The sequence below is a fragment of the Amycolatopsis sp. NPDC104819 genome, assembly GCF_055583145.1.
Window position 1 is genome coordinate 648402 of the sequence record NZ_JBVJON010000004.1, and the last position, 20263, is coordinate 668664.

The 20263-nt window shown below is 71.8% G+C and carries 22 protein-coding genes; 10 read left to right on the top strand and 12 right to left on the bottom strand.

Going from position 1 to position 20263, the window contains the following annotated elements:
* The first annotated feature begins 51 nt into the window (after positions 1–51).
* Entirely contained in the window at positions 52–411 is a 360-nt protein-coding gene (locus ACZ63E_RS15880; protein ID WP_465336637.1) for a MerR family transcriptional regulator, read from the top strand.
* Here the strand turns inward: ACZ63E_RS15880 and ACZ63E_RS15885 are convergent.
* A complete protein-coding gene (locus tag ACZ63E_RS15885) occupies positions 408–539 on the bottom strand; it encodes a hypothetical protein (protein WP_465336638.1) in 132 nt (43 codons plus the stop codon). The genes ACZ63E_RS15880 and ACZ63E_RS15885 overlap by 4 nt on opposite strands.
* A 174-nt stretch (positions 540–713) precedes the next feature.
* Between ACZ63E_RS15885 and ACZ63E_RS15890 the strand changes: the two genes are divergently transcribed.
* A complete protein-coding gene (locus ACZ63E_RS15890) occupies positions 714–875 on the top strand; it encodes a hypothetical protein (protein ID WP_465336639.1) in 162 nt (53 codons plus the stop codon).
* Positions 876–996: 121 nt separating this feature from the next.
* Here the strand turns inward: ACZ63E_RS15890 and ACZ63E_RS15895 are convergent, their stop codons facing one another.
* Together ACZ63E_RS15895 and ACZ63E_RS15900 are read right to left on the bottom strand one after the other, a co-directional pair.
* Complete coding sequence (locus ACZ63E_RS15895) at positions 997–1953, bottom strand: LuxR C-terminal-related transcriptional regulator (protein ID WP_465336640.1); 957 nt, start codon at positions 1951–1953, stop codon at positions 997–999.
* A 149-nt stretch (positions 1954–2102) separates the two neighbouring features.
* On the bottom strand, positions 2103–2525 hold the full coding sequence (locus ACZ63E_RS15900; RefSeq protein ID WP_465336641.1) for a DUF5709 domain-containing protein: 423 nt from the start codon (positions 2523–2525) through the stop codon (positions 2103–2105).
* A 98-nt stretch (positions 2526–2623) separates the two neighbouring features.
* Between ACZ63E_RS15900 and ACZ63E_RS15905 the strand changes: the two genes are divergently transcribed.
* Positions 2624–3448 (top strand): cyclase family protein, encoded by an 825-nt coding sequence (locus ACZ63E_RS15905; protein WP_465336642.1) that lies wholly within the window; start codon positions 2624–2626, stop codon positions 3446–3448.
* Positions 3449–3496: 48 nt separating this feature from the next.
* On the opposite strand, the gene ACZ63E_RS15910 is transcribed toward ACZ63E_RS15905, so the two are convergent.
* The 4 genes from ACZ63E_RS15910 to ACZ63E_RS15925 form a co-directional block, all read right to left on the bottom strand.
* On the bottom strand, positions 3497–5812 hold the full coding sequence (locus ACZ63E_RS15910) for a putative bifunctional diguanylate cyclase/phosphodiesterase (RefSeq protein ID WP_465336643.1): 2316 nt from the start codon (positions 5810–5812) through the stop codon (positions 3497–3499).
* Between the two features lie 96 nt (positions 5813–5908).
* Positions 5909–6727, bottom strand: a complete 819-nt coding sequence (locus tag ACZ63E_RS15915) for an ABC transporter permease (protein ID WP_465336644.1) — start codon at positions 6725–6727, stop codon at positions 5909–5911.
* Positions 6717–7610, bottom strand: a complete 894-nt coding sequence (locus tag ACZ63E_RS15920) for an ABC transporter ATP-binding protein (protein WP_465336645.1) — start codon at positions 7608–7610, stop codon at positions 6717–6719. The genes ACZ63E_RS15915 and ACZ63E_RS15920 overlap by 11 nt, the downstream gene beginning before the upstream one ends.
* Positions 7519–8070 (bottom strand): hypothetical protein, encoded by a 552-nt coding sequence (locus ACZ63E_RS15925; RefSeq protein WP_465336646.1) that lies wholly within the window; start codon positions 8068–8070, stop codon positions 7519–7521. Before ACZ63E_RS15925 ends, ACZ63E_RS15920 begins: the two co-directional genes overlap by 92 nt.
* A 112-nt stretch (positions 8071–8182) precedes the next feature.
* Here ACZ63E_RS15925 and ACZ63E_RS15930 point away from each other — a divergent pair, with 112 nt between their 5' ends.
* The 3 genes from ACZ63E_RS15930 to ACZ63E_RS15940 all read left to right on the top strand — a co-directional run bounded on the left by ACZ63E_RS15930 (position 8183) and on the right by ACZ63E_RS15940 (position 10922).
* The gene (locus ACZ63E_RS15930) at positions 8183–9232 is read left to right on the top strand and encodes an amidohydrolase family protein (protein ID WP_465336647.1); all 1050 of its coding nucleotides are present in this window, start codon (positions 8183–8185) and stop codon (positions 9230–9232) included.
* A gap of 142 nt (positions 9233–9374) precedes the next feature.
* On the top strand, positions 9375–10256 hold the full coding sequence (gene sigJ / locus ACZ63E_RS15935; RefSeq protein WP_465336648.1) for an RNA polymerase sigma factor SigJ: 882 nt from the start codon (positions 9375–9377) through the stop codon (positions 10254–10256).
* 33 nt (positions 10257–10289) lie between these two features.
* Positions 10290–10922, top strand: a complete 633-nt coding sequence (locus ACZ63E_RS15940) for a TetR/AcrR family transcriptional regulator (RefSeq protein ID WP_465336726.1) — start codon at positions 10290–10292, stop codon at positions 10920–10922.
* A gap of 204 nt (positions 10923–11126) precedes the next feature.
* Here ACZ63E_RS15940 and ACZ63E_RS15945 read toward each other — a convergent pair whose 3' ends face one another.
* The gene (locus ACZ63E_RS15945; protein WP_465303487.1) at positions 11127–11294 is read right to left on the bottom strand and encodes a hypothetical protein; all 168 of its coding nucleotides are present in this window, start codon (positions 11292–11294) and stop codon (positions 11127–11129) included.
* Positions 11295–11563: 269 nt separating this feature from the next.
* Here ACZ63E_RS15945 and ACZ63E_RS15950 point away from each other — a divergent pair, with 269 nt between their 5' ends.
* The gene (locus tag ACZ63E_RS15950) at positions 11564–12520 is read left to right on the top strand and encodes a hypothetical protein (protein ID WP_465336649.1); all 957 of its coding nucleotides are present in this window, start codon (positions 11564–11566) and stop codon (positions 12518–12520) included.
* Here the strand turns inward: ACZ63E_RS15950 and ACZ63E_RS15955 are convergent.
* Positions 12501–15101, bottom strand: a complete 2601-nt coding sequence (locus ACZ63E_RS15955) for a hypothetical protein (protein WP_465336650.1) — start codon at positions 15099–15101, stop codon at positions 12501–12503. The genes ACZ63E_RS15950 and ACZ63E_RS15955 overlap by 20 nt on opposite strands.
* 304 nt (positions 15102–15405) lie before the next feature.
* On the opposite strand from ACZ63E_RS15955, the gene shbA reads away from it, so the two are divergent.
* Both shbA and ACZ63E_RS15965 read left to right on the top strand, forming a co-directional pair.
* Positions 15406–16050: an RNA polymerase sigma factor ShbA gene (gene shbA / locus ACZ63E_RS15960; RefSeq protein ID WP_465303493.1), complete on the top strand. Its 645-nt coding sequence runs from the start codon at positions 15406–15408 to the stop codon at positions 16048–16050.
* Positions 16051–16078: 28 nt separating this feature from the next.
* Positions 16079–16966 (top strand): 1-aminocyclopropane-1-carboxylate deaminase/D-cysteine desulfhydrase, encoded by an 888-nt coding sequence (locus ACZ63E_RS15965; RefSeq protein ID WP_465336651.1) that lies wholly within the window; start codon positions 16079–16081, stop codon positions 16964–16966.
* A 57-nt stretch (positions 16967–17023) separates the two neighbouring features.
* On the opposite strand, the gene ACZ63E_RS15970 is transcribed toward ACZ63E_RS15965, so the two are convergent.
* From ACZ63E_RS15970 to ACZ63E_RS15980, 3 genes are all read right to left on the bottom strand, one after another.
* On the bottom strand, positions 17024–17320 hold the full coding sequence (locus tag ACZ63E_RS15970) for a cupin domain-containing protein (RefSeq protein ID WP_465303497.1): 297 nt from the start codon (positions 17318–17320) through the stop codon (positions 17024–17026).
* A gap of 9 nt (positions 17321–17329) precedes the next feature.
* Positions 17330–17818 carry a sigma-70 family RNA polymerase sigma factor gene (locus ACZ63E_RS15975; protein ID WP_465336652.1) on the bottom strand — a complete coding sequence of 163 codons (489 nt, stop codon included), beginning with the start codon at positions 17816–17818 and terminating at the stop codon, positions 17330–17332.
* A 179-nt stretch (positions 17819–17997) separates the two neighbouring features.
* On the bottom strand, positions 17998–18363 hold the full coding sequence (locus ACZ63E_RS15980) for an RNA-binding S4 domain-containing protein (protein WP_465336653.1): 366 nt from the start codon (positions 18361–18363) through the stop codon (positions 17998–18000).
* 278 nt (positions 18364–18641) lie between these two features.
* Between ACZ63E_RS15980 and ACZ63E_RS15985 the strand changes: the two genes are divergently transcribed.
* Positions 18642–20120 (top strand): GMC oxidoreductase, encoded by a 1479-nt coding sequence (locus ACZ63E_RS15985; RefSeq protein WP_465336654.1) that lies wholly within the window; start codon positions 18642–18644, stop codon positions 20118–20120.
* Positions 20121–20263 lie beyond the last annotated feature (143 nt).

Consider the following 20263-nt stretch of genomic DNA (forward strand, 5'->3'; position numbering starts at 1 on the left):
GTTATGCTCGAACCTTCACATACGTGTGAAGGTCTACGTGAGGTGGCGCACATGCGGATCGGCGAACTCTCGGAGCGCACCGGCACGGCCCGCCGGCTGCTCCGGTACTACGAAGAGCAGGGCCTGATCATCGCCGCCCGCGGCCCGAACGGCTACCGCGACTACGACGAGCCGTCGGTCGACCGCGTCATCCAGGTGCGCGGGCTGCTCGACGCCGGGCTGCCCACCCGGATCATCAAACAGATCCTGCCCTGCCTCGACAAGCCCCGCGCGATCCACTTCCCGGACGCGACCCCGGAGATGATCGCGACCCTGGAGGCCGAACGCGACCGCATGACCCGGCGCGCGGAGTGCCTGCTGCGCAACCGGGACGCGATTTCGGAGTACCTGGACGTCGTGCGGGCCGGTTAATCGGGTTCTGCGGGTGCGGTCTGGCTGACCCAGTGCAGGGTGTCGGCTTCGGGCCACCAGCCGGGCGGCTCCGGCCGGGGACGAGCGCCCTCCTCGGCCCACCAGCGCGGCGGCAAGTCGTCTCCCATGCCGTCGACGGTAGGAGCCCGGACGGCGCGGCGCACCGGTCGAGGGCGGCCAACGTCCGGTTCCGGCCGGGCGGACAGTGGCCGGAACCGGACACTGGCCGAAGCCGCCCCTGCCGGTGGACTGCCCGGGGTCTTACGTTGGGCCGGGGAGATCACGGCGCGGAAGGAAGAGGCATGGTCAAGCGCGTGCTGGCGGGCTTGCTCGCGGCAGCGGCGATTGTGACGGCGACAGCACCTGTGGCCGCGGCGGCCGGTGATCCCCCGGGGGTGCGGGGGCCGGGGGTGTGCATCTGGATCTGGACCAACGGGCCGCCGGAGTGCAAGAAGCTGGAGTAGCGAGGTTCGGCGGGTGGGCGTGGCACGACCGCCCTCGGGCTCGGCCCAGCTTGCCAGTCGCGCTTCGGGCCGCGCCCCTTGGTGCAGCCGGGTGTCGGCGATTTGCCGCCGCGACCGGGCCTCAGCCCAGCCAGCCCAGCCGGGTCGCGGCGAAGACCGCCGCCACCCGGTTGTCCGCCTGCAGCGCCTCCAACAACCCCTGCACGTGCCGCCGGACCGTTCGCTCGCTCACGTCGAGGTGGCGGGCGATCGCTCCGTCCGTCATGCCCGTGGCCAGGAGGTCCAGGACCTTCTCCTGCGTCGGGGTCAGGCCGTGCCGGGGTTGCGCCGCCGGGCCGTGGACCGCCACCGACTGGCTCCAGACCAGCTCGAACAGCATGCGCAGGGCCGCCACGATCGTCGGGCTGCGGACGAACACCGCGCCCTCCATGCCGCTCGGGTCCAGCGGCACCAGCGCGGAATGCCGGTCCGCGACCACCATCTTCATCGGCAGCTCCGGGGCCACCCGCATGGTCCAGCCCGCCGCCACACTCGCGTCGACGATCTCCTTCGCGCCGTCGAACTCCAGGGCCGCGCGCTCGTAGACGTTGCGCAGGCGCACTCCGCGCTCCGTCACCGCTTCGGGCAGGCGCATCACCGTGCTCGCGTCCGGCTTCCGGCGGAAGTGGCGCGTGGTGAACGTCAGGAACTCCTCGCGCGCCGACAGGCACAGCTCCAGCGACAGCGAGCCGATGCGCCGCGGGTCGGTGAGGACCTCGACCGCCGAGTCGCCGCCCGTGCCGTTCGCGGCCCGGTACACCGCCTGCAGCATGTCGAGCTGCTGACGCGCGGCGACGATCTGGCGCTGCTGCTCCAGCAGCCGCTGCTGGGCGCCCAGGATGGCGTGGTCGACCGCGCGGACCGGCTCCATCGGCGCGATCACCGGGTCTTCGCGGTAGTCGCGGCGCACGAACCCGCGGTCGAACAGCTCCCGCATCTCGGGGCTCTCGGCCCGCGGGTCGTCGAGCGGCACCGGCCCGGTGCGCACCATCGTGTCGTACAGCGCGCCGGCGCCGGCCGTCAGCAGCCCTTCCAGCATCCGTGTCCCTCCGCGGCAGGGACGGGGCCCGGCCGGATCCGGACGCTGACCGCTCTGCCACCTACCCTCACGCGCCGGACGGGGGAAAGGATTAGGCCGCTCGCGGAAATCGGGGGACCGGACCCGTCGTGGGGGCGGGTCCGGTCACCTCACCAGCGCCGCGACGGATCGATCACGTGGACGGCCGCTTCCTCCGCCGACGCCGCTCCGCCGTCGATGCCCGCGTCGGACGCGTAGAGCTCTTCGTCGCTGTCTTCGCCGAAGCCTTCGTCCGTCGCGACCAGACGGCCCGCGCGGACGTCGCCGACCTCGTCGTCGATCAGCTCGCCGTCGGTGTCGTCGCTGTCGCCGAGGCCGTCACCCTTCTCGTCCTCGACGTCCGGGAGCTCGCGCGCGAGCCGGCCCTCCCAGCTCTCGCCTTCGGCGGCCTCACGCGCGGTGGTGCCCCATTCTTCGGTGCCCCGCGGGCGTTCCGGCGGTGAATAACCCTCCGCCTGCTCGTCGCGGTCGTCCAAAGTGTCCTCGGGATCGAGGATGCCTTCGTCGGCGTGGTCTTCGATGTCGTCGTCCATGCGCCCATCCTCGCGCAACTCCTTGGCCGCGGCGGGCGCGGGTGATATCACCGTGCAGGCCGCCGCACGGGCGGTGTTCCGGTGAAAGGTGATTCCCCATGCCGATGAGACGCAGGGTGCTGGCCGCGGGGCTGGCCGGGGTGTTCGGCGCCGCGCTGTCCGGGCGGACGGCCCAGGCCGCGCAAGCGACGCCGCCGGTGCGGCTCGACCAGCTCAACCTGGTCAACCTGTCGCACGTCAACGACCCGGCCACGACCAACGTGTTCCCCGGCGACCCGGCCTTCGAGCTGGAAACCATCGCCACGATCCCCGACGACGGCTACTACCTGCAGTTCGTCCGCGAAGGCGAGCACACGGGGACGCACTGGGGCGCGCCTGGGCACTTCAACACCGGCGAGCCGCTCGCGGACGACATGGACCCGGCCGATCTATTCCGGCCCGCCGTCAAGATCGACGTGAGAGCGAAGGCCGCGCGCAACCCCGACTACGCCGTCACGGTCGACGACCTCAAGGCGTGGGAGCGGAGCCACGGCCGGATCCCCGACGAGGCCGTCGTGGTGCTCTGGACCGGCTGGGACGCCAAGTGGGGCACCCCGGCCTACCCGAACACCGGCGCCGACGGCGTGCTGCACCAGCCCGGCTTCTCCATCCCGGCGGTGAAGTGGCTGATCGACACCGGCCGGCTGGGCCGCCGCGGCGGCACCGGCACCGACACGTTCAGCCCGGACGTCGGCCTCGACGAGACCTACACCGTGTCGAAGCTCGTCTACCGGCGGCACCGGATCAGCCTGGAGATCCTGGCGAACCTGAAGGCGCTGCCGACCACGGGGGCGTGGGTGCTGGCGGGCGGCCCGATCAACCGCAAGGGCGCGGGCTCGACGGCGACCATCTTCGGCGTGCTGCCGCCGGGAGTGCGGGCTTAGCCGAAAAATGTCGTGAGTGGTAATTCGGGTTAGAACCCTAATTACCACTCACGACAGCTGCGGCAGACTCGTGAGCCGGAGTGCGGACAGCGGCGCCGGGCGGCCGAACCGGTACCCCTGGGCGGCGGGACACCCCGCCCGGACCACCAGTTCGGCCTGCTCGGCCGTCTCGATCCCCTCGGCGACCACGTCGAGGTCGAGGTCGGCGCACAGCCCGACCAGCGACCGGCACAGCGCCGCGTCGCGTTCGGGCTGGACGCCGGTCGTCAGCGCGCGGTCCAGCTTGATCAGGTCGACCGGCAGCGCGTGCAGCACGGTCAGCGAGCTGTACCCCGCGCCGAAGTCGTCGAGCGCCACCCGGACGCCGAGGGCCTGCAGGCGGCGGATCGCGGCCGCGCCCGCGGCCAGGTCGGGCACCGGCACCGTCTCGGTGATCTCGACGACCAGCCGGGACGCGGGCAGCCCGTACCGGCCCAGGGCCGCCGCGACGCTCTCCTCCAGCGCGGCCGCGCCCAGCCGGCTCGCGCAGACGTTGACGTGCACGGTCAGGTCCAGCCCGGCCGCCGTGATCTCGCGGCAGGCCAGGTCGAGCACCAGCGCGTCCAGCTCGGCGCCGAGCCCGGCGCTTTCGGCCGCGCGGACGAACGTCTCGGGGGAGACCGACGTGCCGTCGCGGGTGGTCCAGCGGGCCAGCGCCTCCACGGCCACCGGGGTCTCGTCGGCCAGCCGGACGATCGGCTGGAACACCAGCCCGAAGCCCTCGGGGATGCCGCCGGAAGCGCGGCGCAGCGCCGCCGGGAAGTCGGGCGGGCCGTCCTGCGACGGGCGGTAGACGACCGTCGTGTCCTTGCCCAGCCGCTTGCCCGCGTACATCGACGTGTCCGCGCGGCCCAGCAGCACGTCCGACGTCACGAGCGGCTCGGCCGGGTCCGGCACCACCAGGCCCATGCTCGCGCGGACCGGGACGAGCGTGCCGTGCACGGCGAACGGCCGCCGCAGCGCGCCCTGGATCCGGTCGGCGACCGCCTGCGGCGCGTCCAGCTCACCCTCGAGCAGGATCGCGAACTCGTCACCGCCCAGGCGCGCCACCGTGTCGGTCGCGCGCACGCAGCTCAGCAGCCGCTGGGCGACGGCGTGCAGCAGGACGTCGCCGCCCGCGTGCCCGAACCGGTCGTTGACCTCCTTGAAGTCGTCGAGGTCGACGAAGATCAGCACGAGCGGTCGCTGCCCGCCCTCGGCGCCCTGCTCGACGGCCCGGTCCAGGCGGTCGGCGAAGAGCGCGCGGTTGGCCAGCCCGGTCAGCGGGTCGTGGTAGGCCTGGTGGGTCAGCTGCTGCTGGCCCTCGTACACCCGGCGCAGCAGCAACCTGTTGTCCAGCAACGAAAGCAGCTGCCGGGCCAGCACCAGGAAGACCACCAGCACGCCGACGAACACCTCGACGCCGTCCGGGCCCGCGCCGGCGATCAGCTGCACGGTGATGAGCAGCGCCACTGCGGTCACCGGGACGTAGGGCAGCGCCAGCTGCCACCAGTCGACGCCGCCCGGCGACCCGGCCTCGTCCCGGCGGCGCGCTCCCGGCGTCACCAGCAGCGCGAACGCGATGAACAGCGGACCGAGCACAAAACCGCCGTCCGACCACGGCTTCATGTTCTCCGCGCCGATGCTGACCAGGTAGGCGAACACGCTGTCGGACGCGGCCAGCGCGACGATCCCGACCGCGGCCAGCAGCAGGTTCGCGCGGTAGGGGCGGTCGACCCGGTCGAACACGACCAGCAGCACCGCCACGACCACGATCACCAGGTCCGACAGCGGGTAGGAGATGGCGACGGCCCAGGTCAGCTTGTCCGGCGCGGTGGCCCGGACCAGCTGCCCGAGCGCCGCGGTCCAGGTGAGGATGAACAGCGAGCCGGTGACGATCAGGCCGTCGAGCACCACCGCGACGCCGAAGTGCGCGGTCCACTGCGCGGGCTGGAAGCGTTCGCGGTCCGGCCGGACGCGCGCCCGGGCCAGCACGAACAGGGCGGCGAGCGCGAACACCGGGAAGCTCAGGTACCCGACGTCGGCCAGCGACGGCGAGGGCAGCCCGCGCCCGTCGATGAGCTGGTACCAGGACCAGACGCACTGGCCGAGCGACCAGCCGGCCATGCCGGCCGCGACCAGGACCCGCCACCAGCGCTGGTGGCCGCGGACCCGGCGGGCCACCAGGAAGCCGCAGACGACCGCGCCGACCCCGGCGCTCAGCTGCATGGCGTCGTCGATCCACAGCGCGAACGTGTCGCCCCAGAACGCGAAGCCGTTCACCACGACCAGGGCCACCGTGACGAGGACGAGCAGGACCGCCACTGGGTACCGCCGCACTGTCATGGCACCTCACGTGGGTCACCCGCCGGTCGGACCGGCAAACAGTACACCGCGCGGGCGGTGGTGCCGGCTCACCGCACCGGTGGCCGGCACCCCGCGTCAGGCGATGTCACGGCGGTGCAGCAGCCAGCCGCCGAGCGCCCCGAACACGAGCACGTAGCCGGCCAGCACCGCCGTGGCCTGCCCCGATCCGACGATCTGCCCGACGCCGGGCGCGTTCGCCCCGAACGCGGCGGCCAGCGCCCCGGCGTTCGGCCCGGGCAGCGCCTTCTGCAGCTGCGCCACCCAGTCGAGCAACGGCGCGGCGATCGAGGCGAGCAGGTTCTGCACCGCCAGCAGCCACACCAGGCCGAGGCCGATCGGCAGCGCGACCGAGCGCAGGCCGATCGCCAGCAGCACGCCGAGCGTGCCCCACATGGTCGCGACGAGCCACCCGGCGCCGAGGCCGCGCAGGACGTCGGCGATCGGCGGCCAGACGAGCGCCTGGCCTTCGAGGGACGCGACGAGCGCGCTCGCGCCGGCGGTCGCGGCGAACAGCGCGAGCACCACGGCCAGCGCCGCGGCGGCGACGGTGACCAGCTTCGCGCCGTAGACCGCGACGCGCGACGGGTGCTGCACGAGGATCGTCTTCCAGGTGCCGTAGCCGTACTCGCTCCCGGCGACCAGCACACCGAAGATCAGCGCGAGGGCGCCGACGAAGATCGGCAGCCCGCCCAGCGCGCTGCCGACGAAGGCGTCGGGCAGCATCGCCGCCAGGCCGCGGTTCGAGCCCGGCGGCCCGGACGTGGCGCCGCTCAGGCCGGCGTAGGGGATGGCGTAGCCGAAGGTCAGCGACAGCACAACGGCGACGGCCAGCAGCAGCCAGCTCGCCGGGCGGCGGGCCTGCTTGGTCAGCTCGGCTCGGATGTCACGCAGCATCGGGGTTGCCTCCGGTCAGGGCGAGGAAGGTCTGTTCGAGGTCGGGTTCGTGCCAGCGCAGCTCGGTGACCGTGAGCCCGGCGCCGACCAGTTCGGCGTTGACCCGCCCGGCTTCGCCCGGGTCGACGTCTAGCTCGAGAGCGTTCCCGTCGATCCGGACGTCGCCGTACAGCCGGCGCAGGTGGTCGCGGGCCCGGTCGATCGGGTCGGCGACCACGCGCAGCGCGCCGCCGGCGCGCAGGTCCTCGACCGTCGTCTCGGAGACGAGGCGGCCGTGGTCGAGCACGCCGACGCGGTCGCAGATCTGCTCGACCTCGGCCAGCAGGTGGCTCGAGAGCAGCACCGTGCAGCCGTCCGCGGCGAGCTTGCGCAGCGTCACGCGCATGTCGGCCATGCCGGCCGGGTCGAGGCCGTTGGTCGGCTCGTCGAGCACCACCAGCTCGGGGTCCTTCAGCAGGGCCGCGGCGAGGCCGAGCCGCTGCTTCATGCCGAGCGAGTACGTCGCGTACCGGTCCTTCGCGCGGTCGGTGAGCGTGACGACGTCGAGGACTTCGTCGACGCGGCCGCGGCTCACCGCGGCGTGGTCGGCGAGGATCCGCAGGTTCGCCCGGCCGGAGAGGTACGGGTAGAACGCGGGGCCTTCGATCAGCGCGCCGACGCGGGCGAGGCTGCCGGGGCCCGGTTCGGCGCCGAAGAGCCGGACGCGGCCGGACGTCGGCCGGATCAGGCCGAGCAGCATCCGCAGGGTCGTCGTCTTGCCCGCGCCGTTGGGCCCGAGGAAGCCGTACACCTCACCGGCGCGCACCGACAGGTTCAGCTCCTCGACGGCGGCGGCGGTTCCGTAGCGCTTGGTCAGTGCCGTTGTTCGAACGGGCTCGGTCATGGGTTTCCTTCCGGAGGCGGCCCCACGGCTTGAAGACCGAGAGGACGCTGGCGAACAGCAACAGGCCGGGAGCGACGATCACGGGGTAGAGCAGGCCCTCGACGTCCTGGCCGGATCCGGCGGCCGCGGTGATGCCGGGCCGCAGCGCGACGAGGATCAGCACCGCCATCAGGACGTTGACCGCGAGCTTCGCGGCGACCCACCAGTAGCGGACGAGGCCGTACTTCGAACCGAGGGCGAGCACGGCGCCGGTGGCGAGCGCGAGCAGCGCGGCGACCAGCATCGGCCAGACGGCGAACAGCTCCAGGGCCTTCAGGCTCGTCACTCGGACGGCAGCGTCGTCGGTGAGCAGCGCGGTGCAGACCAGGATCCCGAGCACCGCGTCGATCCCGATCCACGCGCCGGTCGACACGATGTGCGCCACCAGCCACCACTTCCGGGACCGGGTCTTCAGCGTCATGGCGTCTCCTTTTCGACGCCTTACATCGTCTGGGCCGGGGCGCCTCCGGTCGTCCGGCCGCGGACGGCTCTTGCGGCTACGCCGGAGCGCGTACGCGGGTACGTTCGGTGTGGTGATCGTCCGCATCCGGGGGTACGCGCTGCCGCACGGCGAGTTCGTCGACCTCTACGCCGACGGGGACCGCTGGACGACCGACCCGGTCCCCGGCGCGTCGCTGGTCGGCGAGGGCTGGCTGCTCCCGGGCCTGGTCGACGCGCACACCCACCCCGGCGCGGCCGAAGTGGGCCAGCCGATGGATGCGGAGCTGCTGCGGGAGCAGCTGCACCAGCACGTCGACGCCGGGGTCACGCTGATCCGCTCGCCGGGCCTGCCGGGCGAGCCGCCGCCGTGGTTCGGCGAGGACCCCGACGTGCCGCGGGCGCGGCACGCGGGCCCGTGGCTGGCCCAGCACGGCCAGTTCTTCGACGGCTGGGGCCGCCGCGCGGACCACGACGAGCTGCCGGCGCTGGCCGCCGCGCAGGCGGCCCGGACCGGCTGGGCGAAGCTGATCGCGGACTGGCGGATCGGCGACTCCGCGGTGCCGGTGGACGTGCTGCGGGCGGTGGTGCGCGAGGTGCACGCGGCCGGCGGGCGCGTGGCGGTGCACAGCCAGCACCCCGAGGGCGGCGCGGCGGCGGTCGCGGCGGGCGTCGACTCGCTGGAGCACGGCATGTGCCTCGACCCGGACCTGCTGGCGCGCATGGCCGCCCAGGGCACGGCGCTGACCCCGACGTTGTCGACGCTGGTCGCGGGCCTGCCGAACGCGCAGAAGGCGCCGGACAGCCCGAAACGCACGTGGTTCCTGCGCGGCGCGGGGGCGCACGGCGCGCTGACGGCGGCCGCGGCGGAAGCCGGCGTGCGGGTGCTGGCGGGCACGGACTCCCTGCCCCACGGCGGGATCCACGCGGAGATCCGTGCCATGGCGGCCGCCGGGATGCGCCCGGAAGCGGCGCTGGCCGCGGCGTCGTGGAGCGCGCGTGAATACCTGGGCCTGCGCGGTCTGGAGCCCGGCGCCCCGGCCGACGCGGTGGTGTACGACCGGGACCCGCGGGCCGACCTGGACCAGCTCGCCGACCCGGTCGCGGTGGTGCTGCGGGGCCGTTGTGTGCGGAGCCGCGCCTAAGCCGGTCCGGCCAGAGGTAGACCGACCCCTCGAGCGTCAGGCGACCGTTGCCAGGAGGGCCGTTCGGCCGTGACCGTGGCCGGATCGGCGCCAACCGGCAGAGCCGCTGTCACAGTCGGCCGCTTCCGTTCGTCAGAACCGCATGAGCACCTCATCCGCGCTGAGCGAGCGGCCGCAGCTGATCGGCGTCGCCTACCGGCTCCTGGGATCGCTGAGTGACGCCGAAGACGTCGTCCAGGAGGCCTACGGGCGCTGGTTCGCGCTGTCCGAGCCGCAGCGCGCGGCGATCCGTTCGCCCGGCGCGTGGCTGACGACCGTGGCCGGCCGCATCTGCCTGGACGTGCTCGGCTCGGCGCGCGTCCGGCGGGAGCGCTACGTCGGTGAGTGGCTGCCCGAGCCGCTGCCGGACGCCGGCCCGGCGGACCCCGCCGACCGCGTCACGCTCGACGAGTCGGTCACCATGGCGTTCCTCGTCGTACTGGAGGCGATGACGCCGGCCGAACGGGTGGCGTTCGTCCTGCACGACGTGTTCGGGTATCCGTTCGGCGAGGTCTCCGGCGTCCTCGGCCGGAGCCCGGCCGCGTGCCGGCAGCTGGCGTCTTCGGCGCGTCGCCGGGTCCGCGCCGCTCGGGAGCCGGAGCCGTCCCCGGCCCGGAGCGCGGCGATCGTGCGGGACTTCAAGCTGGCGTGGGAGGCGAAGGACATCGAGGGGCTCGTGCGGCTGCTGGACCCGCAGGCGACCGTGACGGCCGACGGCGGCGGCCTGGTGAGCGCCGTGCTGCGCCCGGTCACCGGCGCCGAGCTGATCGCGCGCCGCTCGGTGGAGATCGGCGCGCGGATCCTGGCGTCGACTGTCCTCCGGGAGCGGACGGTCAACGGCCGGCCGGGCCTGGTGATGGAGCGCGACGGCGCCGTCGTCACGGTGATGGCGTTCGAGTTCGCCGGCGAGCGGATCAAGCGGATCTGGGCGATCCGGAACCCCGAGAAGCTCCGGCCGTGGTCGGTCAAGTGCTCGATAGAATGAAATTCGGCAACCACGACGTGACGGGCGGTGCAGGTGACGGAGGCCAAGGAGCGGACCCGGGACCGGATCTCCCGCCGCCAGGTGGACAAGTTCGAGCAGCGGCGCGCGCAGCTGGCCGAGTCGGCTCTGCAGACGCTCGCCGAGCTCGGGTACGCGAGCACCAGCCTGCGTGAGATCGCGCAGAACGCGGACTTCTCGCACGGCGTGCTGCACTACTACTTCGCCGACAAGGTCGACCTGCTGACCCACTGCGTGCGGCAGTTCGAGGAAGTGTGCGTCACCCGGTACGACGAGATCGTCGCCCGCGCGCGGACGGCGGAGGAGCTGGAGCGGGACTTCGCGGCGGCGATGGCCGCGACGCTGCACGCGGACGCCAAGATGCACCGGCTCTGGTACGACCTGCGCAACCAGAGCCTGTTCGAAGAGTCGTTCCGCGCCGACGTGCTCGAGATCGACCGGCGCCGCGAGGAGATGATCTGGCACGTCGTCTCGCGGTACGCGGACCTGGCGTCAGCGGCGGTGGACGTGCCGCCGCCGGTGGCGTACGCGCTGCTCGACGGCCTGTTCCAGCAGGCCCTGCTCCGGCACCTGGCCGGCGCGGAGACGGCGGCGGGGGAGCTCGACCGGGCGGTGCCGTCCGTGCTGGCCCGCCTGGTGGCCGGCTAGCTGCCCAGGCGCTCGTGCTGCGTTTGCGGCGGACGGCGCCGCGCCGATCAGGAAGTGCCGCGGCGACCCCGAGATCAGCGAGCGCCGCCGACGATCACCCGGCCGTGGTGACGGCCCCCGGGCGAGCGTCACCACGGCCCGGCGGTCAGCCGAGGAAACCGGCCAGCAGGGCCAGGACCAGCCCGATCGCGTGGGTCTGCATCGCTACCGCACCTCCTTCGCGGGCTCGGTGTGCGCGACGACCACGGGCGTGTCCGGCACGGGCGGTGCGGTGTCCCCGTGCTGCCCCAGCGCGACGCCGGCCACCAGGGCCACCGCCGTCAGCCAGAAAGCCAGCCGCAGGAGCTGCGAAAACGAACAGATGACCTTCATTTCGACTCCTTCGACAGGGGTGCACGAGGGCAGCGCGGGGCCACCCGGGAACACCCCGTGGTCTTGTGGGTTTTTCGCCGCGTAATCGATGCGGCCCACTCAGAATGCGGCCGCTGGTAACCGCGCGGCAAGGCGTTTCCCGTTTCCCGCCGAGGTGGGACGGGAAACCGCGGGATAACGATCCGTTTGCCGTGTCATGATCGACTGGACAGGGGCGGCGAGGCTGACGAATATTGATCCCCGTGCGTGGAACGGCGAGGGGAGGAACGGTGGACTTCAGCCCGGCGGACGTGGTCGGAGAGCTGAAGGTCCTGCGCAAAGGGAGGGGAATTTTCACCACACCGCTCGCGGATCGCGTCGGGCCCGCATTGCGCACCGTGTGCGGCATTCTGGAAGATGACGACACGGTGGAGATGCGGCGTAAGCTGTCGGGTCGTTTGCGGCCGCTCGTCGAGTCGTTGCCGGACGACCTGAAGATCGCCCTGCTCGCCGCGTTCGCGCTGGACGAGCGGGCGCGCAAGCCGTTCTACCAGGAACGGGTGCACTGGGCGGCGATCACGATCGACCGCGACGACCGCACGGTGCGGCGGCGGATCGACGAGGGAATCGAGCAGGTCGCGGCAATGGCGGTCGCGGCGGGCGCGCCGGAAGCCCGGCCGCGCTATCCGAGCCGGAGTTGGCACACCGAAGAACTGCGCGTCTCACTGGCGCTGGATCAGCCGGTGGCGGAGGCGTTCGAATTCCGCCGGGTGGTCGCCGACGCCGACGAAATCGCCGAACTTGACCTGGCGTTGACGCTGACCGCGCCCGGCGAATCCGTCGAATCGGCGCGCGCTTCGGAACTCGAGGTCGATGTGTTCCACGGCGGTGTGCTGGCCGGTCGCGTGATGGAGTCGAGTGACCGCGTCGGGTTGTCGTTGCGCCTGCCGGAACCGTTGCGCCGTGGTGAAAGGCACGAGATCGGACTGCGATTCCGCGCGCCGATGACGGAACCGCACTACGTGTGCGTGCCGCGCCATCCGTGCGATCTGTTCGACCTGCACGTCCGCTTCGGCGACCGGGTGCCGGACCGGATCGTCCGGCTGGAGAAGGCGTTCCAGGTCGACACGCGCGACCGGTCACCCCGCGGGACGGCCCTGGAGACGGACGGTTCGGGCGAGGTCCACGTCCGCTTCCGGCACCTGGCGCCGGGGTTCGCGTACGGGATCAGGTGGCAGGCCGGCTGAGCTGACCTTCGAGGGTCAGCACCGAGTCGACCACCGCCAGCGGCAACCGCACGACCCGTTGCGCGGCCCGCGCTTTGGCCCGAAGAGCCCCGACGGCATCCCGGGCGGCGTCGTCGACGAGGGCGGTGGCGCGTTCGCGGGGGCCCCGGCCACTGAGGGCGAGCGCGAGCCCGAGGTCGAGGCGGCTCTCGACGGTTTCGGGGTGGATCCGGCCGAGCAGCCGGATCTGCGCGCGGACGACGTCCTCGAGGAGGTCGGCCTGGCGGTCGAAGTCCCGCAGCCGGGCGTGGGCCAGGGCCATGGCGTGGCGGATCCGGTGGTTCAGCGGGTGGTCGTCACCGAGGGCGCGCAGGGTGATCTGCTCGGTCGCGGCCAGGGCTTCGAGGTCTGGGTGGGCTCGGGCGCGGGCGGTCAGGGTCAGGGGGTGCTCGGGGCCGTGTCGGTCGGTGTAGGTCTTGAGGAGTTCGGCGGGGCTCCGACCGTTGGACAGGTCCAGTGCCAGGGTTGCGTCGGCCTGGAGCAGTTGGGCTTCGGTGCGCTGGGGGTGCCGTTGGGGGAGCCGCGTTTCGACTTCGGCGGCGACGTCGTGTGCGCTTTGGAGGTCTCCGGCTCGGAGGAGGCACTTGGCGCGCTCGAGGTCTCGTTCGGCTGTGGGAGCTGCGGCTTCGAGGAGTCTGAGGGCTTCTTGGGGGTGGCCGCGGAGTCTCTGGGCGCGTGCTGCCGGGGTTCCTGCGGCGTGCGCGGTGTGCCAGAACGTTTGGTCGGCTTCGGCGTAGTCGCCTTGGCAGTCGAGGGCTTGCGCGGAGACCATCGCCGCGGCGTGTCGTCCGGGCCCGTCGAGGGCGAGGGCTTCCCGTGCGTGCTCGAGGGCTTCCGCGTGGAGGCCACAGGCGATTTCGACGCGGGCGGCGGCGGTGAGGTCGGCCGCGGTGGCTTCGCCGGTGGCGAGGATCGCGGCGTGGATTTCGCCCGCGGTGGCGGGGTCGCCGTGGGCTTCGAAGGCCGCGGCTACGGGGCGGAGCAGGCGGACTCGGTGAGTGGGTGCGTGCTCGGCGACCACGCGGGAGTGGGCGAGAAGCCCGGCGTCGAGGATGGCTTGGGGGGCTTCGCCGAGGAAGGAGCCGAACTCACCCTGGGCAACCTCGACGGCGAGGGCTTGCAGCCGCAGCTCCCCGTCGGCAGGTGGAAGGCCGCGGCGGGTCGGGGTGGCGGGTTCCCCAGCGGCCAGCACCGGTTCGCTGGCGACTTGCGCTCTTTGGCTCGCGGGTTCTTCGGCGGTGAGCCACGGTTCGTGGCCGGTCGGGGTGGCGGGGTCGTGGATGTCGGACTCCCCGGCTGCCAGCGCCGGTTCGCTGGCGACTTGCGCTCTTTGGCTCGCGGGTTCCTCGGCGCTGAGCCACGGTTCGCGGCCGGTCGGCCTAGCGGACTCCTCAGCAGCCGGCAGTTCGCTCGCAACCTGTCCGCTCGGGCCTTCGATCGCGAACTCCGCAGCTGCCAGCGGCAGCTGGCTCGCGACCCTCGCTCCTTGGCTCGCAGGCCCCAGCTCTCCGGCGGTCCACGCCGCAAACCCGTGCCCCACCAGCTCCTCCACCGCCGCGTCGAACTCCGCCGCGCCCGGCGACCCCAGCGCCGCCCGAGCAACCTCCGGCGGTACCGGCGCCGGCGCGAGCACCCCGCCCAGCCGAAGCAAGTCGCGCGCCAACCTGCCCAACCCCCGGACCACCACCCGGATCGCCTCCGGCGCCGAATCCAGCACGCCGTGCCCCGCGTCGGCCGCCGCTCGGATCGTCATCGGATGGCCGTCGCAACCGCGCACCGCCCGGTGCTCCGCCTCATCGGCACTCTGGCGGATCGACGCGAACAGCCGTAACCCCTCCTCCGGCGTGAGGCCTGGCAGGTCCACCGTCTCCGCGGCCCACAGCGAAGGCGGGAACCGGCTCGTGACCAGCGTGCGCACCGAACCCGCCGGCACCAGGAGCCGATCGAGGACCGCCGGGGGGAGCGCGGCGGGAAGATCGTCGACCAGCACCAGGACCTGCTCCACGGCTCGGTCGGCGAGTGCCGCGCGCAGGCGGTCGAGGTCCAGGCCGGACACCTCCACTCCCAGGCCGCCCGCCGCCCGGGCCAGGGCCAGGTGGAAGCCCGGCAGGAAGTCGTCCGGGGCGAGGTGGCCGAGCGGGCCCGTCCGGAGCACCGGGCCGGGGAAGAGGCCTGCGTACTGCTCGGCCAGCGTCGTCTTGCCGATGCCGGGCAGGCCGCCGACCACGACCACCGGCCGCGAACCCAGCGCGGTGTGGACTTCCCGCAGCTCCGCAAAACGGCCGATCGAACCCGGGCCACGGGTGGCCGCTTTGCGGCGGACCCGCTCGACGAAGTCCGGCCCGGAATTCGCGCAATGGGTAAGGAGCACCCGCGCCCCGGCCAACGCCTCGACGCGTTCCCGGGTGATCATGTCGAATTCGTCGATACGGCCGTCGCGGAACACGCGCAGCCCGCCCGCCCGGAGTTCCTTTTCGACCCGGTCGGCCGCCTCTCCGGTGGCGCGGAGGAACACGTCGAACCGGTCCGCCGTGGTGCTCAATGGGTGATCATGAGTTCGGTCCCTGGTGATCGGCTGCCGTCACGCGCGGTGGATCGGCGCGCGGCGGGATTTCGCTACCGGTTTCCGGCGAGTGGCGCGGAACTGTCCACTATTTGACCCGTGCACGGCGGGTGACCGGCGGGTAGCCCGAACGGTTAACGGACAATTGCTGGACAAGAAGTACGCTCTTGCAACGTTGCTGGTCAGCGCCTCGATTACTCCGTATGTCGGATCGCGGATCGTCCAAGGACCATTGTGGTCCATTGTGGACGGCGGGTCCGGTGGACGGAGCGAGGAGGGAACCGTGGACACCACGACCTTGGAGACGCCGGCCCCGGTCGAGGGCTATGTCGTACTGGAGGAACTGCCGCGCCCGGACGGCAAGCTGACCAAGGAGCAGCTCGACCCGGTCGTCGCGGCGGCGCGCACCGGCGACCCGGACGCCGTCCAGGCGCTGCTGCGGCTCATCAAGCCGACGGTCGTGCGCTACTGCCGCGCCCGGATCGGCGGCCGGGACCTGTCGTACCTCTCCGCCGACGACGTCGCGCAGGAGGTGTGCCTGGCGGTGCTGAAGGTGCTGCCGAACTACCAGGACCGCGGCGGCTCGTTCCTGTACCTCGTGCGCGCGATCGCGGCGAACAAGGTCGCGGACGCGTTCCGCTCGGTCGCGCGTGACCGGTCGAAGCCGGTGTCGGAGCTGCCGGACCGGCCGCTGGGCGGCAACGAGCCGGAGGCGCACGTCCTGGAGCAGGACCTCGGCGTCCGCCTCGGCCGCCTGGTGGCGCTGCTGCCGCCGCTGCACCGCGAGATCCTGTCGCTGCGCATCGTGGCCGGCCTGTCGGCCAACGAGGTGGCGGACGCACTGGGCATCTCGGCGGGCAACGTCCGCATCACCCAGTACCGCGCCCTGACCAAACTCCGCGGCATGATCGGCGACGGCGAGCTCTGAGCGGGCCGCACGGCGTTAAGCTGACCGTGTGGGATCCAGCGAAGCCGAGCTGTCCGGTCTCGCGAACCTGCCTTCGCCGCTTGCGGAGCTTCGTGACGAGCGGATCGAACGCCACGGTGTCCACCTGCAGCTCAAGCGGGACGACCTGATCAGCCCGGAGATCCCGGGCAACAAGTGGCGCAAGCTCCGCCACAACCTCGAAGCAGCCCGGGACGAGGGCTTCACCAGGCTCTTGACCTTCGGCGGCGCGTTCTCGAACCACCTCCGGGCGACGGCCGCCGCGGGCCACCACCTGGGGTTCGAGACGGTCGGCGTCATCCGCGGTGAGGAGCACGAGCCGCTCAACGCATCCCTCGCCTACGCGGCCGAGCGAGGGATGACACTGACCTACCTGGACCGTGCGGCTTATCGGCGCAAGACGGAGCCGGCCGTGCTCGCGGAGCTGGTCCGCCGGTTCGGTCCCTGCTACGTCCTTCCCGAAGGGGGCAGCAACGGTCTCGCCGTGCGGGGGACCGCCGAACTGGTCGGTGAGATCACGACGGATTTCGACGTCATCTGCTGTGCCACCGGAACGGGCGGCACGCTCGCCGGTATCGCCGGTGGCCTGACCGGTCCCCGGCGCGCGATCGGGTTCGCCGTCCTCAAGGGCGGAGGGTTCTTGGCCGACGAAGTCCGACGGCTTCAGCAGGACGCGTACGGGAAGGCCACCACGAACTGGACGCTCGACCTCGACTGCCATTTCGGTGGTTATGCCAAGCGCAGCCCCGTGCTCGACCGGTTCATCGCCGACTTCGACGACCGGCACGGTGTCCCGCTCGATTGGGTGTACGAGGGCAAGATGCTTTACGGGCTCTTCGAACACGTCGAGGCCGGAGCTTTCGCGCCGGGCACTCGTATCGTCGCGGTGCTGAGCTAGCGCCTACGCCCCGTCGAGGCGCTGGCCTGCTCGGCGCGGCTCCCAGCGTCCTGAGGGTCACTCCAGCCATTCGGTGATGAAGTGGTCGCTTTCGTGGATGTGCACGGCCTCGTAGACACCGGGGCCGAGCACGGCGAACTTGTGCGGCGTCCCGGCCGGGACGACCAGGACGTCGCCCGCGGTGCCGTCGCGGTGGGTGTCGCCGATCGTGAAACGGGCGCTGCCTCGGATGATCACGAACGTTTCGGTGTACGGGTGGCGGTGCAGGCGCGGTCCGGAGCCGACGACGTCGCTGCTTTCGCGGATGACCGAGATCCCGGACCCGACGTCGCGCCCCTCGAAGTTGTCGCTCACTTCGCCAGGCTAGCCCGAAACGACCTTTCGCAGCTGGCCGAGCGCACGGTGCTGGGCGACGCGCACCGCGCCCGGGGTCGACCCGACCGCCGCCGCCGTCTCCTCCGCGGACAGGCCGACCACCACCCGGAGGACGACGATCTCCCGTTGTTTGTCCGGCAGCACCTGCAGCAGCTTGGCCATCCGTTCGCCCAGCTCGCGCCGGAGCGCATGGTTCTCCGGGTCCAGGGCCGGGGCGACCTCGTCGGGCAGCTCGGCCACCGGCTCGTCCCGCTGGCGTGCGGCGGCCTTGCGGGCGGCCGCGACCTGGTGGCGGGCGATGCCGCAGACGAAGTTCGGGAACGGCCGGTCCGGCGGCCGGCCGGGCAGGGCCTTGAGCAGCGCGACGCACACGTCCTGCGCGACGTCGTCGGCCGCGTTCGCGCCGAGGCGGGCGCGGCAGTAGCGCACCACCAGAGGCCGCGCCGCGGCCAGCAGGCGGGTTTGCTGGGTGATCATGACTTCCTCCCCGCACCGGACATCCGCGAGGGGGCTACCCACTTTCGGCCCGGACCCACCCGGTCCGGGCGGATTCCCGGCTATTTCCGGTACGGGCCCGCCCGCAACGTCGATTCGGAGGTCAACTCGGCCGGGGCCGGCGCCGGTGTCCATCCGGAATGCACGGAAAAGCGGGGGACTCAGTGCTCCGGTGACCGGAACGCGTCCAGCACTCGACGCTCCCTTTTGGTCGGTCGGCCTGCGCCGCGGTCGCGCCGGGCGACCGGGACCACCGCCTCCGGGGACGGCTTCGGGGTCCGGTCGACGAAGCACGTCGCCGCGTCCGCCGCGCCGACGCGTTTCTGGATCACCCGTACCACGTCAAGGATTCTGGTCGTTCCGCCGACGCGCACGCGCACCTCGTCACCCGGCACCACCGTCGTCGCGGGCTTCGCCGGCTTGTTGTTCACGCGCACATGCCCGCCCCGGCACGCCGCCGCGGCGTCCGGTCGCGTCTTCGTCTGCCGGACCGCCCACAGCCAGCGGTCCACTCGGGTCGACTCCACAGTCGTCCATCATGGCCCATTCAGCGGAATCCCCGCACAACCCACGGATGTTACTTGCGGGTATATGTCGACTTGTCTGCACCACTGAGTTATAACCTGTTCTAATATACCTCAACGGTGAGGACTATCACATGCGTGACGAACCCGTGTGGAGAACAGCTTCTGGCGCAGTTTCCCGTCGTCTCTTCATCGCTGGAACCGGTTCTATATTGGCGGCCGCGGCAGTGGGGGGTCGTGCGGCCGCCTCTCCGTCCCCCGCCATCGCCGACGCGGCGCGCGTGCCCGCCCTCGTGATCGGCTCGGGGTACGGCGGCCAGGTCACCGCGCTGCGGCTCGCCCAGGCCGGCATCGACGTCCAGCTGGTCGAGATGGGCATGGCCTGGGACACCCCGGGCGCCGACGGCAAGATCTTCGCCAACACGACCACGCCGGACCAGCGCTCGTTCTGGTTGCGCACCAGGACGAAGCAACCGCTGTCCAACTTCCTCGGGTTCCCCATCGACAAGGACATCCCGAAGTACACCGGCATCCTCGACGCCGAGGAGTTCAGCGGCATCACCGTGTACCAAGGCCGGGGCGTCGGCGGCGGCTCGCTCGTCAACGGCGGCATGGCCGTCACGCCGAAGCGGGAGAACTTCGGCGCGATCCTCCCGACCGTCAACGCCGACGAGATGTACAACACCTACTACCCGCGCGCCAACGCCGGGCTCGGGGTCGGGCTCATCGACCCGGCCTGGTTCGACACCGCCGAGTGTTACCAGTACGCGCGGGTCGGCCGGAAACAGGCGCAGCGGTCCGGGTTCCCGTTCGTGTTCGTCCCGGACGTCTACGACTGGAACTACATGAAGCAGGAGCAGGCCAACACCGTGCCGCGGTCCGCGCTGGCCGGGGAAATCCTGTACGGCAACAACTACGGCAAGAAGTCGCTGCAGAAGACCTACCTGCCGCAGATCCAGGCGACCGGGCGCGTCACCATCTCGCCGCTGCACCGCGTGGCTTCCGTGACACCCGCGTCCGGCGGCGGGTACACGGTGACGATCGAGCAGCTGAACACCACCGGCGCGGTCACGGCGACCAAGGTCGTGACGGCGGACAAGGTGTTCTTCGCCGCCGGCAGTGTCGGCACCAGCAAGCTGCTGGTGAAGCTGAAGGCGACCGGCGCGCTGCCCAACCTCAACAGCGAGGTCGGCAAGAACTGGGGTGACAACGGCAATGTGATGTGCGGGCGCGCCAACCACATCTGGGACCCGACCGGCAGCCTCCAGTCGTCGATTCCCTGCGGGGGCATCGACAACTGGGCCGCGGGCGGCGCGTTCGCGGAGGTCGCGCCGCTGCCGACCGGGATCGAGACGTGGGCGTCGTTCTACCTGTCCATCACGAAGAACCCGAACCGCGCGCAGTTCTCGTGGAACCCGGCGACGCAGCAGGTGGACCTGAACTGGCAGACGGCGTGGAAGCAGCCGTCGATCGACATGGCGAAGTCCATCTTCGACAAGATCAACTCGAAGGAGGGGACGATCTACCGGACCGACCTCTTCGGCGTCTACAAGATCTGGGGTGACCACCTGACGTACCACCCGCTCGGCGGCGCGGTGCTCGGCAAGGCGACCGACAACTACGGCCGGCTCGCCGGGTACCAGGGCCTGTACGCGATCGACGGGTCCCTGATCCCGGGCAACACGAGCGTCAACCCGTTCGTCACCATCACGGCGCTGGCCGAGCGGAACATCGAGAAGATCATCGCCACGGACTTCTAGCGACGTCGTGGGGGGTTTGGGGGGGGGGGACCACCACCAACACCCCCCAAAAGGGGGGAAAAAAACCACAGAAAAAACCCAGGACCAAGAAGCGAGTTCGCCCCCCCAAAAACAAACAACAGAACAAAGACCCGATCCGCCCC

Bases quoted from the DNA above. Each gene is read 5' to 3' on its own strand.
- ACZ63E_RS15880 (WP_465336637.1), top strand. From the start codon at position 52: ATGCGGATCGGCGAACTCTCGGAGCGCACCGGCACGGCCCGCCGGCTG.
- ACZ63E_RS15885 (WP_465336638.1), bottom strand. From the start codon at position 539: ATGGGAGACGACTTGCCGCCGCGCTGGTGGGCCGAGGAGGGCGCTCGT.
- ACZ63E_RS15890 (WP_465336639.1), top strand. From the start codon at position 714: ATGGTCAAGCGCGTGCTGGCGGGCTTGCTCGCGGCAGCGGCGATTGTG.
- ACZ63E_RS15895 (WP_465336640.1), bottom strand. From the start codon at position 1,953: ATGCTGGAAGGGCTGCTGACGGCCGGCGCCGGCGCGCTGTACGACACG.
- ACZ63E_RS15900 (WP_465336641.1), bottom strand. From the start codon at position 2,525: ATGGACGACGACATCGAAGACCACGCCGACGAAGGCATCCTCGATCCC.
- ACZ63E_RS15905 (WP_465336642.1), top strand. From the start codon at position 2,624: ATGCCGATGAGACGCAGGGTGCTGGCCGCGGGGCTGGCCGGGGTGTTC.
- ACZ63E_RS15910 (WP_465336643.1), bottom strand. From the start codon at position 5,812: ATGACAGTGCGGCGGTACCCAGTGGCGGTCCTGCTCGTCCTCGTCACG.
- ACZ63E_RS15915 (WP_465336644.1), bottom strand. From the start codon at position 6,727: ATGCTGCGTGACATCCGAGCCGAGCTGACCAAGCAGGCCCGCCGCCCG.
- ACZ63E_RS15920 (WP_465336645.1), bottom strand. From the start codon at position 7,610: ATGACCGAGCCCGTTCGAACAACGGCACTGACCAAGCGCTACGGAACC.
- ACZ63E_RS15925 (WP_465336646.1), bottom strand. From the start codon at position 8,070: ATGACGCTGAAGACCCGGTCCCGGAAGTGGTGGCTGGTGGCGCACATC.
- sigJ (WP_465336648.1), top strand. From the start codon at position 9,375: ATGAGCACCTCATCCGCGCTGAGCGAGCGGCCGCAGCTGATCGGCGTC.
- ACZ63E_RS15945 (WP_465303487.1), bottom strand. From the start codon at position 11,294: ATGAAGGTCATCTGTTCGTTTTCGCAGCTCCTGCGGCTGGCTTTCTGG.
- ACZ63E_RS15975 (WP_465336652.1), bottom strand. From the start codon at position 17,818: ATGATCACCCAGCAAACCCGCCTGCTGGCCGCGGCGCGGCCTCTGGTG.